The sequence below is a fragment of the Paenibacillus sp. J22TS3 genome (assembly GCF_018403205.1).
GTDB classification, from domain to species: Bacteria; Bacillota; Bacilli; order Paenibacillales; family Paenibacillaceae; genus Fontibacillus; species Fontibacillus tuaregi.
Genome location: NZ_BOSF01000004.1, coordinates 381,220 through 394,801, shown reverse-complemented (window position 1 = coordinate 394,801; position 13,582 = coordinate 381,220). Strand labels below are relative to the sequence as shown.

General features: G+C 50.5%; 14 protein-coding genes and 1 pseudogene. 8 read left to right on the top strand and 7 right to left on the bottom strand.

Annotated elements, in window-relative coordinates; genetic code table 11:
• Positions 1–40: 40 nt before the first annotated feature.
• A complete protein-coding gene (locus KJS63_RS15285) occupies positions 41–964 on the bottom strand; it encodes an exonuclease domain-containing protein (RefSeq protein ID WP_213619883.1) in 924 nt (307 codons plus the stop codon).
• 208 nt (positions 965–1,172) lie between these two features.
• Positions 1,173–1,376 carry a hypothetical protein gene (locus tag KJS63_RS15280; RefSeq protein ID WP_213619882.1) on the bottom strand — a complete coding sequence of 68 codons (204 nt, stop codon included), beginning with the start codon at positions 1,374–1,376 and terminating at the stop codon, positions 1,173–1,175.
• Positions 1,377–1,514: 138 nt separating this feature from the next.
• Here KJS63_RS15280 and KJS63_RS15275 point away from each other — a divergent pair, with 138 nt between their 5' ends.
• Both KJS63_RS15275 and KJS63_RS15270 read left to right on the top strand, forming a co-directional pair.
• A complete protein-coding gene (locus KJS63_RS15275) occupies positions 1,515–2,465 on the top strand; it encodes a ring-cleaving dioxygenase (RefSeq protein ID WP_213619881.1) in 951 nt (316 codons plus the stop codon).
• Positions 2,462–3,070: an alpha/beta hydrolase gene (locus tag KJS63_RS15270; protein WP_213619880.1), complete on the top strand. Its 609-nt coding sequence runs from the start codon at positions 2,462–2,464 to the stop codon at positions 3,068–3,070. The genes KJS63_RS15275 and KJS63_RS15270 overlap by 4 nt, the downstream gene beginning before the upstream one ends.
• 116 nt (positions 3,071–3,186) lie before the next feature.
• Here the strand turns inward: KJS63_RS15270 and KJS63_RS15265 are convergent.
• Positions 3,187–3,979, bottom strand: a pseudogene (locus KJS63_RS15265) (SDR family oxidoreductase).
• Positions 3,980–4,086: 107 nt separating this feature from the next.
• Positions 4,087–5,064, bottom strand: coding sequence for an aldo/keto reductase (locus KJS63_RS15260; protein WP_213619879.1), 978 nt, complete (start codon positions 5,062–5,064; stop codon positions 4,087–4,089).
• A gap of 170 nt (positions 5,065–5,234) precedes the next feature.
• On the opposite strand from KJS63_RS15260, the gene KJS63_RS15255 reads away from it, so the two are divergent.
• Positions 5,235–6,857, top strand: a complete 1,623-nt coding sequence (locus KJS63_RS15255; RefSeq protein ID WP_244862615.1) for an S-layer homology domain-containing protein — start codon at positions 5,235–5,237, stop codon at positions 6,855–6,857.
• A 30-nt stretch (positions 6,858–6,887) separates the two neighbouring features.
• Here KJS63_RS15255 and KJS63_RS15250 read toward each other — a convergent pair whose 3' ends face one another.
• Together KJS63_RS15250 and KJS63_RS15245 are read right to left on the bottom strand one after the other, a co-directional pair.
• Entirely contained in the window at positions 6,888–7,319 is a 432-nt protein-coding gene (locus KJS63_RS15250) for a threonine/serine exporter family protein (RefSeq protein ID WP_213619878.1), read from the bottom strand.
• 21 nt (positions 7,320–7,340) lie between these two features.
• Entirely contained in the window at positions 7,341–8,033 is a 693-nt protein-coding gene (locus KJS63_RS15245) for a threonine/serine exporter family protein (protein WP_213620077.1), read from the bottom strand.
• A 327-nt stretch (positions 8,034–8,360) separates the two neighbouring features.
• Here KJS63_RS15245 and KJS63_RS15240 point away from each other — a divergent pair, with 327 nt between their 5' ends.
• The 5 genes from KJS63_RS15240 to cyoD all read left to right on the top strand — a co-directional run bounded on the left by KJS63_RS15240 (position 8,361) and on the right by cyoD (position 12,762).
• Positions 8,361–8,621 (top strand): hypothetical protein, encoded by a 261-nt coding sequence (locus KJS63_RS15240; RefSeq protein WP_068615010.1) that lies wholly within the window; start codon positions 8,361–8,363, stop codon positions 8,619–8,621.
• 280 nt (positions 8,622–8,901) lie between these two features.
• Entirely contained in the window at positions 8,902–9,822 is a 921-nt protein-coding gene (locus tag KJS63_RS15235; RefSeq protein WP_213619877.1) for a ubiquinol oxidase subunit II, read from the top strand.
• 24 nt (positions 9,823–9,846) lie between these two features.
• Positions 9,847–11,829: a cbb3-type cytochrome c oxidase subunit I gene (locus KJS63_RS15230; protein ID WP_068615012.1), complete on the top strand. Its 1,983-nt coding sequence runs from the start codon at positions 9,847–9,849 to the stop codon at positions 11,827–11,829.
• Positions 11,829–12,434, top strand: a complete 606-nt coding sequence (gene cyoC, locus KJS63_RS15225) for a cytochrome o ubiquinol oxidase subunit III (RefSeq protein ID WP_068615015.1) — start codon at positions 11,829–11,831, stop codon at positions 12,432–12,434. Before KJS63_RS15230 ends, cyoC begins: the two co-directional genes overlap by 1 nt.
• Before the next feature lies 1 nt (position 12,435).
• Positions 12,436–12,762, top strand: a complete 327-nt coding sequence (gene cyoD, locus KJS63_RS15220) for a cytochrome o ubiquinol oxidase subunit IV (protein ID WP_213619876.1) — start codon at positions 12,436–12,438, stop codon at positions 12,760–12,762.
• Between the two features lie 133 nt (positions 12,763–12,895).
• Here cyoD and KJS63_RS15215 read toward each other — a convergent pair whose 3' ends face one another.
• On the bottom strand, positions 12,896–13,564 hold the full coding sequence (locus KJS63_RS15215) for a hypothetical protein (RefSeq protein WP_213619875.1): 669 nt from the start codon (positions 13,562–13,564) through the stop codon (positions 12,896–12,898).
• Positions 13,565–13,582 lie beyond the last annotated feature (18 nt).

Genomic DNA, 13,582 nt, shown 5'->3' with positions numbered 1-13,582 from the left:
TCTCTTCTTGTTTAGAGCTGGGAGTACGGGAGTGCATTATCTAACCCAGCAGAGGCAGAAACTCTTCTTCCGGCAGAATCTTGACCTTCCGGCCCGAGGATATCAGCTTTTCGGCTTTTCGAATCTTGCTGTTGCTCTTGACGCCGTCCTGATGCTTTACATAATCCTTCGTGCCCACCACAAGATAGTGTGTAGTTGGCAGCACTTGGTCTGCGGGAAAACCGCCTGCATCGGCGACCCGCTGCATCGCTTCGCGGCGGGACAACGAGCCCAGGGTGCCGGAGAAGACGACGTTCTTACGGAATAATACATGATTCTCGTCAAACTCCGTCACGGAAGGAGTGATCTGGCTAGCCCGGACACTTCCCCCGGTGCTGCGGGTGGATGCGAATGTAATATGTGTATAATCGGGCAGAATAGAGCCGATCCGGTATTCATACCGCTGCGCCAGATCTTGAGCAAGCATGGTGTCTCCGGTCTGAAGACACTTCATGAAGACAAGTGCGGCTGCCCTGGCATCCTCAAGCGCGTCGTGATGACGGAACGCATCCAGACCGAGGTAGCTGCTTACGGAATTAAGCCGGTAGCTCGTGAGCCCCGGCCAGATTCTTTTGGCCAGCAGGTAGGAACAGACATATTGAAAGCCTTCGCTTGGAAGCTCGTTAGCCGTCATGCAGTGCTTAAGCACATTGATATCAAAAGCGGCATTATGGGCGACCACGATCTGGTTGTCCAATACTGGGCCGACCGTATCCCACACCTCCTTAAAGGTTGGCGCATCATGGACCATGGCTTCCGTAATTCCATGGACACGCACACAAAAAGGATCAAAGTCCGCAAGCGGATTCACCAAAGAGTAGAATTCATCCACAATCTGGCCCTCGCTCACAACAACAAGTCCAATGGCGCATACACTGCCGGGATTCATATTTGCGGTTTCAAAATCAAGAGAAACAAAATTCATAGATGAGTCACCACACTTTCAGTATCTCTATCTATTTTACAATAAACCGGTGTCGTATAGTTGAAATTAAGTTTTTTGTAAAATATAGTTACCGCCGGTTAGCTGCTGCGCATAGAGCTTAGAGAAAAGTTGAAGATAAGATAAAGCAAAGGGACGCGGGCAGCGTCCCTTTGCTTCATCTGAAGGTTAATAGAATCGGTTCATGGAGTTAAGATGAAACCTCCAGAATCCCAAGTGTGGGTTCAAATTCTGGTTGTGTCTGGTCCGCACCGGATTGGAACTGCTCATTCTCTCCGCAGCTTATGGCATCTCCAGGCTTGTTTAAGGGTTCCGTCTGCTTCTCTCCAAGTGGCCTGTGCACCAATCTGTCCATACTAACAGAGAAGATGTACGCCTCATTAACCGCTTTCATCCGAGTTCAAACTTCACTTTGAACAAGGGGCTTGACGTGGGAAGTAAACGGGTGTATATTTATCTTAAATTAAAGATATTCAAATTAAAGATAACTAAAATTGATTTCGCAAATAACAATAAAAGGAGTGTCCTAGCTATGACACAAAAAACCGCAGGTATTCACCACATCACCGCATTTGTTCGCAATCCACAGGATAATGTTGATTTTTACGCTGGCGTACTTGGGCTTAGACTGGTGAAACAAACGATAAATTTTGATGCGCCAGAAGTATATCACCTCTATTTCGGCAATCATATTGGCAGTCCAGGTACGGCGATCACGTTCTTCCCTTGGCCCGAATCCCGCTTAGGCAAAATTGGCGGGGGACAGGTGGGCACAATAACTTTTGCGGTGCCGGAAGGAACTCTTTCTTTCTGGGAGGAGCGGCTGAACCGTTTGGGAGTTGCTGTAACTAAGGCGGAAAGATTCACGGAATCGTATCTGCAGTTCACAGATCATGACGGTCTTCAGCTTGAGCTTGTGGAGCGCTCGGAAGGGGCATTAAGCCAGTGGGGATTCGGCGGGGTTCCGGCCGACAAAGCGATCAAGGGATTCGGAGGCGCCCAGCTGCTAAGTACAGCACCGGCAGAGACCATGGCTCTTCTGCAGAATGTTATGGGGCTTGACCGAGTTGGAGAGGATAGCGGTATGGTCCGGTTCCGTGCTCAAGGGGATATTGGTAATCTCATTGATGTAAATGCCAGCCCGGTAGGCTGGGGAAGGGGCGGAAGCGGAACCGTCCATCACATCGCCTGGCGTGCAGCGGATGACCAGGATCACGCGAAATGGAGAGCCCACATTCTCGAGAATGGATATAATCCGACACCAGTTAAGGACCGGCAGTATTTTAACGCGATTTATTTCCGGGAATCCGGTGGAATTCTATTTGAGATTGCTACAGATACACCAGGATTTGATAATGACGAGCCGGCGGAGTCGCTCGGTGAGAAGCTGATGCTGCCTAGCTGGTTTGAACCGCACAGGGCGGAGATTGAAGCGGGGCTGCTTCCGTTCAACGTCCGTGTATTGGAGGGGGATGCACAATGATTCATGTATTCAAAAAAGGTGTAAATTCCGCAGCGCCTGTGATTTTGCTTCTGCACGGGACAGGAGGAACGGAGCATGATCTTATTCCGCTGGCCGGGCTGATTGATCCCGGAGCTTCTTATCTTAGTGTAAGAGGCAACGTGCTGGAGAATGGCATGCCGCGTTTCTTCCGGAGATTGGCTGAAGGCGTGTTTGATGAGGAGGACTTGATCTTCCGCACACAGGAATTGAATACTTTCCTGGACTCTGCTGCAGAGCAATATGGCTTTGATCGGCAGAATCTGATCGCTCTTGGTTACTCGAACGGGGCGAACATTGCGGGCAGTCTGCTGTTCCATGAACCCGGCTCATTAAGAGGGGCCATTCTTCATCACCCGATGGTTCCCCGGAGAGGAATTCCACTTCCTGATCTTACAGATATCCCGGTCTTTATTGGAGCAGGTTCGAACGATATGTTGTGTACTCCACAGGAAACGGAGGAATTGGCCTCCCTGCTTCAAGGGGCGAATGCTTCCGTTGAAGTTCACTGGGAACAAAGAGGGCACCAGCTTACACAGACAGAAGTCAACGCGGCAGCTGAATGGTATCACAAGCATTTTAAGTAATTCTCTCTCTAATCACCCAACATTCATTAAATATGGAGAAGCCCTGACCTACTAGGTCAGGGCTTCTGTGTTTTATAACGCCCCCCACTGAAGGGGCGCCTTCATTCTTCGATGGCTTATCCGCGCAGCAAGGATTCCGCTCCGTCCACGTAAACCTCAGTCCCCGTCACATGGGAAGACTCGTCACTTGCCAGGAACAGCACCAGGTTGGCTACCTGGGCCGGAGAGCCGGGCTGATCTTCAAGCGGATGGCTGCCCTCTGGAAATTCCACCGGAATTTTGACCTTTTCCAGATCGTCCGTGGGATACGTATTCTCATTGATATTGGTGTCAATGGCCCCTGGACAGATCGCATTGACTCTGATTTTGTAGCGGGCCAGCTCCAAAGCGGCCATCTTCATGAAGGCAACCTGGGCTGCCTTGGTCGAGGCATAGGCTGAGAAGCCGATGCCGGAGAACACACGGTTCCCGTTAATGGAGCTGGTGATAATCACACTACCGCCATGATCTTTAAGGTAGGGAACTGAATATTTGACGGTTGCAAAGGTTCCCCGAAGGTTGATGTTCATCGTCTGATCCCAATCTTCAATGCCCATCGTCTCGATAGGAGCCATAACACCATTGATGCCGGCGTTGGCAAATACGATATCCAGCCTGCCGGACTGTTCACTGACACGCTTGAATCCTTCCTCAATCATGCCGGGCTTGGATATATCACATTCCACTACGTATGCCCGGCCTCCGGATTGTTCAATCTTTGCCTTGGTCTTCGCAGCATTCTCGGGAGTGCGGTCGAATAGATATACCTCTGCTCCATGTTCGGCAAAGCGAATCGCGGCCGCTTCCCCGATTCCTGATCCTCCCCCCCGTGACGACGGCAACCTTTCCTTTCAGGCGTTGTTCTGGCATGCTCGGGTATCCTCCTTAAACTGGTTTGTATTTTATACAATTCAGTAGTTAAATACCCTGGCACCTGGACCTGAATCAGCTGATCTTAGTCCAGCCGCGTTTCTGGTTTACGGCAGAGCTACGCCGCGAGAGGTGACATACAGCTTATACCATTCCTCGCGGGTCATTTGTCTGGACTGGGCTTCCGCATCCCGGCAGGCCTGTATCCGCTCTGGATTGGTTGTCCCGATAACCGGTTGAATCATGGCAGGGTGGCGCATGAGCCAGCCGAGCACGATCGCTTCGGCTGTGGTGCCCTTCTCTTGGGCCAACTGCTGCACAAGCGCCGCTGTGTTCTTAATGTTCTCGGGCTGATCCTCCAGAGACCGGCCTGAGAATTTACCCTGAGCCAGAGGCCCCCACGATTGTATCTGTACGCGGTTGGACTGGCAGTATTCAAGCAGCCCCTCGGCGAAGTTAACGGCGGTTCCGGCCTTCTGATTAATATGTACACCCTGATCCACGAAGTCGAGCCGCTCCAGACTGAGCTCCAGCTGGTTAACCACAAGAGGCTCGGGCAGTGCCTTCTCCAGGAATCGGATTTGAGCGGCGCTCATATTGGAAACCCCGAAATATCGGACTTTGCCGGAAGATTTCAATTTGCCAAACGCCTCGGCTACTTCCTCTGGTTCCATGAGCGGATCTGGACGGTGAAGCAGCAGGATATCCAGATAGTCAGTCCCGAGTCTCTGCAGAATGCCATTGACGGACTCCAGAATGTGTTCCTTGGAGAAGTCGTAGCGCCCCGGAATGTCGCCCTCGGCAAAACGGATTCCGCATTTAGATTGAAGCACGATCTGTTCCCGGAGGCCGGGTCTGACTTTCAGCAGCTTCCCAAAAGTCTCTTCGGCTTTGCCGCGGGTATAGATGTTCGCATGATCAAACATGGATATTCCAATGGACAGCGCAGCGTCCACAGCTCTTTCGGCCTGCAGGACGTGGTCTTCTCTAACCGGTTCTTCATTCCAGCCTCCGCCGAACGGCATGCAGCCTAGGATAAGGCGGCTGGTAGAGATTCCTCTTTGTTCAAGTGGCATGATTTTCATAGGTTTACCTCCTCGGATGCGATTTCATACTCTCTAACCATACATCTTGGAGACACCGCTTTCAAGAAAAGGGATATTTAATTTCTACCATTATTTGCGCATCGATAGATTTAGGGTTTTCTGATAGTATGGCGGCGAGGTTTAATCAGTGTTCTGGAAGAGGTGGCAGTGTGAGACAGGGGAAGGCCGGATGGATATTGGTCATTACAGCTATGGTGTGTGCGGGCAGCTTAGGGGTATCAGACGTGCGGAACAGGGCATCTGCGGAGGCGGTTAATCTACCTTTTACCGACATTGACCATGCTTATGGAAGAAATGAGATTGCTAGTCTTTACAAGGATAATATTATGTTGGGAACTTCGCCAACCCTGTTCTCGCCGGACAGGCCGATTACACGGGCAGAGAGCCTGACGGTTCTTGCCCGGCTGCTTAAGCTTGAGCCCGTCCAAGGTGCGATACCCGCGTTTACGGATGTGCCAAAGGGCAGGTGGTATTACAGTACCGTTCAGGCCGCCGTCAATATCGGGATTACCGAGGGCACGGGTTCAGGCACGTTTGCGCCTGAGCAGCCGCTGACCCGCCAAGAAGCTGCGGTATGGCTCGTCCGGTCGCTGAAGATGACAGCCTCTGCAGAGGACGGAGCCAATGTTTTCATAGATAGCGATGAAATTGCCCCGTGGGCGGCACCCTCCGTGGCGGCCGCACAGAAGCTGGGGCTGATGCAGGGGGATCAGGGGAAGTTTCGGCCCAATGATTCCATTACCCGGGAGGAGACCGCGGTTCTGATGGCCCGGGTGCTTCAGAACAAGAACTGGGCTGACGAGATCAGCCGCGCGCCTGCGGCTGGTATCCAGCTGGGATGGCAGTATGGGCAGACCAACGCCCAGTATGAACAGAGCGTGCTGAATTCGCCGGTTAACGTCATGTCGCCTCGGTGGCTGTTCCTGGAGGATAACAGTATGGTTAGTTCATACGTGAACCGTGCCATGATTACTTGGGCAGATCAGCATAACAGGAAGGTGTGGGCGATGCTGGGGAACGGCTTTGATGCGGATGCCACCCACACAGTCCTGGCCGATTCCGCCAAAACCACTTCGGTCGTCCAGCAGCTTGGGGACCTCGTGAAGAAATATGGGCTCGGCGGAATCAACATGGATTTCGAGAATATTTATCCTGAGGATAAGGCCGGTCTCACCCTGTTTATCCAGAAGCTTGCTGCCCGGCTTCATGCGGAGAAGGCAGTGCTGTCCGTGTGCGTTTCGCCGGACCTTGGCACGGACTGGACCGAAGCTTTTGATTATACGGCCATTGGTCAGTATGCAGATTATGTCGTGCTGATGGGATATGATGAACACTGGGATGGAGACCCGATCCCTGGATCGGTGTCTTCGCTGCCCTGGGTGAGAAGCGGGCTGGATAAGCTGCTTGGCCGTGTGCCGGCAGCTAAGGTTATAGTTGCCCTGCCTTTGTACACCCGGGATTGGGCGCTTCAGACAGACGGCACGGCGGCCTCGTCAGCAGATATTTCCCTGCCTGAGCAAAATAAACGGGTCAGCACCTACAGGCTGAAGCCGGCATGGGACAGCACATTGCAGCAGTATGCCGCTTCGTATAAGACCGGTTCTGTACGGCACCGGATCTGGATGGAAGACGGCCGCTCCCTGACAAGGAAATATCTATTGGGAGCAAGCCGTCATATCGGCGGTTTCGCTTATTGGTATGTGGGCGGGGAGAGTGGGGACGTGTGGCCCGCCCTTCGCAATGCGTCCAGATTCTCGGGATACTCTTTTTAGAATAACCAAACCTAGAATAACTTAAGTCCGTTACCTGCCCTGTCTGGCTCTTCTCAACATTTGGTTAAGAACTTCGGACAGGATCAGGCCCATGGCAATGGCTCCAGAGATGAGGAAGACCTTGGCGGCCAGCTGGACAGCGCTATTATAATCGTTCTCCATAAACTTTCGCATGGCGTCATAAGAGAGGCCTCCAGGAACTAATGGGATAATTCCGGCCACGCTGAAGATAATCACAGGCATCTTGTATATTTTCGCAAATATCAGACTTAGAATTCCCACAAAGGCACTGGCGGACAGGGAGGCCACAACGGGGCCAAAGTCCTCCAGAAGAAGATAGATAACCCAGCTGAGCATGCCGACCAGCCCGCACTGAAGAAGGGCCCGCTTCGGGACATTGAACAGAATGGTGAATGCGGAAGATGCGATGAAGCTGACAATCAGTTGAGCAACCAAGATCATGATGGAAATACCTCTTTCATCCTAGAAAAATAAAAACACAACCGCAATACCGGTTCCGATCGCAAACGCGGTCAGAAAGGCTTCTGCTCCGCGGGCTAGCCCGGATACCAGATGTCCGGCCATTAAATCGCGTACCGCATTCGTAATGAGAAGACCGGGGACAAGAGGCATCACTGAACCGATGATGATCTTGTCCAGGGATGATCCGATGCCTGCCCGCACGAGCAGCAGCGAGACTAAACCGATCAGGAAGGAAGCGAACAGCTCGGAGAAGAACTTGACCCGTACCAGCTGTTGAAAATAAATGACGGCCGAATAGCCGATGCCTCCGCTGATCAGGGAAGGCAGGAAATCGTCCCAGCCTCCCTTGAACATAATCATGAAGCAGGCGCTGGCAATGGAAGCCGCCGTAATCAGCAGCCAGGTCGGAAAGGCGTGAGCGGCCTTGTCGATATCCATCAGAGCTTCTCTGGCCCCCTCAAGATCAATGTCGCCAGCGCTGAGCTGGCGCGAGATCAGGTTCACGGCGGTAACCTTCTGCAGATCAGTGGTGCGTTCTGAAATTCCGATCAGCTTGGAGGAAGCCTCGCTGTCCGACTGGAACATGATTCCTGTCGGTGTGATATAGCTGTGTGGACGGGGCCTTCCCAGGCTGTTTGCAATCCGTGCCATCGTATCTTCAACCCGGTAGGTTTCAGCCCCGCTTTGCAGCATAATTTTTCCAGCCAGGAGACACAAATCTGTAACAGCTTCTGCGCTTATATTGTGATTCGGCTCTGAAGCAGCCGGGTTCTGTTCCAATGTAATCTACTCCTCTTGACATCTAATTCAGGCTTAACCGACCACATTATACCATGAGGGGCACGGTGAAGATATGTTTCGCTTCATGGGGAAGGGGTAAGTGAATGATAAGTTAACACAAGTTCAAATTGTGACGGAATTATAAAAATAATTTGAACAAATTATGAACATTTTTCGTTTTTTGTGGTATACTTAATACATCAAGTAACCCCTTTCAACATTTAACCAGGAGTGATGAATATGTCAGCCAAAGTATATCCTTTCAGCAAAGTTCAGCAAATGAAAGATGATGGCTACACCGTTGCCTTCTATATGACTGTAATATCCTGGGCGCTTCTTATATTTGGCGTTGTCCTTTGCCTTTTTAATCTGAGCGAATTCAATGACCGCAACCTTGCTCTTATGGGCGGACTCGGCAGCATGATCGCCAGTGTGTTTGTGTATACCATTGGAACCTCCATTTATTTGGTTCAATCGAACTCCAATAAAGAGAGCCGTTGAATATCGTAATGGTGGGTTGAAACAAAATTGTAAAAACCCTTTAGGACATGTCTTAAAGGGTTTTTTTGCGTCCATATTAATAGTTGTGAACACTTCGTGAAAATAATCCCGATTTGTGCAAATCAATTTATGACGATTTGGTTAAAACGTGACAAATCTCACATGCAATCTGCTAAACTGAAACAGCTTTGGTGTGTATGGGTATTAATATTAATAAAGTGCAGTTTGAATTTGCGGAAAACCGCCTTCAGACTGTACCTGATGAAGAGGTGATGGGAATATGAAAAGCAAGCGGTCCGGCTGGAAACTGCTCACGATTTTGGTCCTCAGTTATGCGCTGATCATCGCGGTATCCGTTGCCCTCGGATGGGATAAGTTCATCGTGCTTGATCCGAAAGGACCTGTTGCTGAAGTTCAGCAGAAGCTGATCATTCTAACAGGACTCATATGTATGGCTATCGTGATTCCAGTCATTGTGCTCATGGTGTACATCGTATGGAAATACCGGGATACGCCGGATAACGATGCGCCTTACCAGCCGAATTGGAACGACAGTAAGCTGCTCGAGACTATTTGGTGGGGGATTCCAATTGTGATTATTATTGTCCTGGGATACTTCACCGCACGGGACACGTACAAGCTGGCGAAGCCTCCGGTAACGGATGCGAATCCGATTACGATTCAGGTTACTTCGCTGGACTGGAAATGGCTGTTCCAATATCCGGGACAGAAGATTGCTACTGTGAACTACGTGCAGATCCCTGCAGGCGTTCCAGTACGTTTCCAACTGACTTCTGATGCGCCGATGAACTCCTTCTGGATTCCACAGCTTGGCGGTCAGGAATACTCGATGCCGGGAATGGCGATGCAGCTCTGGCTTCAAGCCGATAAGCCTGGCAAGTACTTTGGCTCTGGTGCGAACTTTACAGGACGGGACTTCGCGCATATGCAGTTCGAGGTTGAATCCAAACCGCAAGCCGAGTTCAACGACTGGGTGAAAGAGGTTCAAGCTTCCTCACCTGCTTTGACCAAGGAAGGGTACGCCCAACTGGCCAAACCAGGAACGGCGAAGCAGGAATTCTTCGGTTCCTATCCGGAGGATCTGTATAAGGAAGTTGTATTTAAAAACGGTGGAATGTATATGAACCATGGCATGGACAGTACCGAAACCGGCAGTTACAACGGAACATCAAAACCATAATGTTAGGCGAAAGAGGGTTACGTAATGTGGGAAAATATTAAAGAGTTCGCCTCCACTTTTTTCGTCACCGGTGATCCGCTGATTTATGGTGCGGATGTTGCCATCGTATTGACGAGTATCGCTATCGTCTTTGTTCTGACGTATTTCAAAAAGTGGAAGTGGCTTTGGACGGAATGGATTACAACCGTCGATCACAAAAAAATCGGTATCATGTATCTCATTGCATCACTGCTGATGCTGTTCCGCGGTGGTGTCGATGCGCTGCTGATGCGGACACAGCTTGCTCTGCCGAACATGAAGTTCCTTCAGGCAGATCACTATAACGCTGTATTTACAACACACGGTACGATCATGATCCTCTTCATGGCGATGCCGCTGATGTTTGCCTTATTTAATCTGGTTGTACCTTTGCAGCTGGGGGCAAGGGACGTGGCTTATCCGTTCCTGAACTCTATGAGCTTCTGGCTGTTCCTGATGGGGGCTATGCTGTTCAACTTGTCTTTCGTTATCGGGGGTTCTCCTGATGCGGGCTGGCTCAGTTATCCGCCTCTGTCTGAATTGTCGCACAGTCCGGGTGTAGGACAGAACTTCTATATATGGGGGATTCAGATCTCGGGTATCGGTTCCCTGGCGACGGGGATCAACTTCCTGGTAACCATCCTTAAGATGCGCGCGCCAGGCATGAAGATGATGAAGATGCCTCTGTTCTCCTGGTCTGTACTTTCCAGTTCGATCATGATTATTTTCGCGTTTCCAATCTTGACCGTTACTCTGGCACTGCTCTTCCTGGACCGTTTCCTGGGAGCGCACTTCTTCACAATGGATATGGGCGGCAACCCGATGATGTATGTCAACCTGATCTGGATGTGGGGGCACCCTGAGGTATACATTGTGGTTATTCCGGCATTCGGGATATTCTCCGAGGTTGTGGCAACCTTCTCGAAGAAGAAGATTTTCGGTTACAAATCGATGGTATTCTCCATGATGCTTATCAGTATTGTATCGTTCTTCACTTGGGTCCATCACTTCTTCACGATGGGATCGAGTGCGAACGTTAACGTATTCTTTGCGATATCGACCATGGTCATTGGTATCCCGACAGGGGTTAAGATATTCAACTGGCTGTTCACGATGTTCCGGGGACGGATTACGATTTCCCAGCCGATGCTGTGGACCCTCGGCTTCATTCCTTGTTTCGTGGTTGGTGGAGCCACCGGGGTCATGCTGGCGGTTGCGCCAGCGGATTACCAGTACCACAACAGTTACTTCCTGATCGCGCACTTCCACCAAGTATTGATCGGGGGCGTTGTGTTCGGTTACCTGGCTGGGATGTACTACTGGTGGCCGAAGGTGTTCGGCTTCAAACTTAATGACCGCCTGGGCAAATGGGCGTTCTGGCTCTGGAACATCGGTTTCTATGTATGTTTCATGCCACAGTATGCACTCGGCTTCATGGGTATGACCCGCCGTCTGTACACTTACGGTTCCGATACAGGCTGGGATCTGGGTTGGGCACCGCTGAACATGGTGTCCACAGTCGGGGCCTTCCTGATGGGTCTCGGGTTTATCTTCCAAGTATGGCAGATCAGCTACAGCATCAAGAATGGCGAGCGGGATCTCACTGGAGATCCGTGGGGTGGACGTACACTCGAGTGGTCGATTCCGTCACCTGCGCCAATGTATAACTTTGCGGTAGAACCGCATGTAACTACGGACGATGCATGGTGGAAAGTGAAAGAAGACAGGGAGAAAGGCATCAAGCCTGCACCTGTCAAGCTTGAACCGATCCACATGCCGAAGAACTCGGCTATTCCGTTCATCATGTCAGTCTGCTGGTTTGTTGCCGGCTTCGGCTTTGTATTTGACTGGATGTGGATGGCTATCCCAGGTCTGGTTGGGGTGGGAATCTGCTTGCTCGCACGTTCCTTCTCTTATGACACGGACTACTACATTCCAGTAGATGAAATTGAGCGCACTGAGGCAGCTCTAAGAGGGAGGACCGTCTAATGGCACACGCGGTAGCAGAGCATTCCCACGCGCATGAAGCCCATGAGAGTCATGAATCCCTGAAGGTGCTTGGCTTCTGGATCTTCATCGTTACAGATATTCTGATTTTTGGTACTCTATTTGCTTGTTACGCCGTACTGCATACGCACACGAACGGCGGCCCTGGCGCCAAAGAATTGTTCGAAATGCCAGGAGTTATTGCAGAAACATTCATCCTGCTTACAAGCAGCTTTACGAGCGGTCTCGCGATGCTTGCCATGCATAAGGGCAAGGTGAAGCAGTTGATTTCCTGGCTTGCCGTAACAGCCATTCTTGGTGCTGTCTTTATCGGGTTGGAATTGAAAGAGTTCATTCTGCTCGTGGAAGAAGGACACAAAATTTCCAGCAATGCATTCCTGTCTTCCTTCTATACCTTGGTAGGAACGCACGGACTTCACGTATCCATCGGTTTGGTCTGGATGATTGCCCTGATGATTCAGCTTGCACGCCGGGGTGTCACAGAAGTGACGAAACGCAAAGTAACCAATTTAAGCTTGTATTGGCACTTTCTTGACGTCATCTGGATCTTTGTCTTCACCGTCGTATATCTAATGGGGGTGATGTAAGATGAGTCAGCATCAAACCGGACATGAACATGCCGAGGGCCACGGCTCTCTGAAGTCTTATGTGTTAGGTTTTATCTTCTCCATCGTTCTGACGATCATTCCGCTTGTGATTGTAATGAACGGTCTGCTCAATAAGACACAGACCGTAATTACGATCATGATCATGGCGATCCTGCAATTGATTGTGCAGCTCTTCTTCTTCATGCATATCCGTGAAGGAGAGAAACCAAGATGGAATGTCATGACACTGATCGTAGGTATCATTATTGTGTTCACAGTGGTGGCCGGGTCCATCTGGATCATGTCCTTCAACTCCACGGTGCAATAAGAGGCCGGATCAGTCGCAGCTGAATAGTTGATTCCGGGAGAGACAGGCAAGGAAGTTGCCTGAAGGCTGCCGGATGTTATAAAAGGGCTGTTCTAAGCAGAATTGATCTGCTTAGAACAGCCCTTTTTACTGCCTATTTCAATTGCTCGGCGCCAATCATCGTGCCTGTGTCTGTAATTACCTTGAGCTTGATATTGGAAATAACCCAGCGATCCCGCTCATTTTCGGTCAGCTTCTGCACCGTAATTTGGGCTTTGCCCTTATCGATGTTCTCTTCCATAACAACTAGTGGATATTCGAAAGTGAACTGCACCTTATCCTTGGAGAGCTTAACGGGAGCAGGGAGCTGAACTTTGCCCATATGTGGGCTGGACCCCCCGGTCACCCAGTAGTTGGTATTGAAATCTTTGAGCGTTTGTTTTCTAAGAGCCGGGGATAGGACTGCATATTGAAGGGAACCATTGCGGTTCTGTATGCCTTTGATCCAGGTGTTTACCGCCTCTTCAGGGGTAGTCGCTTCCAAAGCGCTCTCGAACTGGCTGACCTGATGGGCAAGATCCGTAGCCTTCGGCAGTGTGATCCGGATATTGTTCTTGTCCGCTGTCACCTGTCCTTTGAACTCGTCAACAATCTTGCGCAAGGGCACCATAGTGGTTCCGTTTTCCACTTTTAATTTCAAATAATCGGCCGTATAGGGCATATCGTTGATAAACAGATTCAATCCTGATTTGGCCCATGCTGTTGCTGAAATTACTGCTGTTGCTACTACACATGCTGCTCCTGCTGCTACCCATTTTTTCATAAATTGTACGCCTCCATA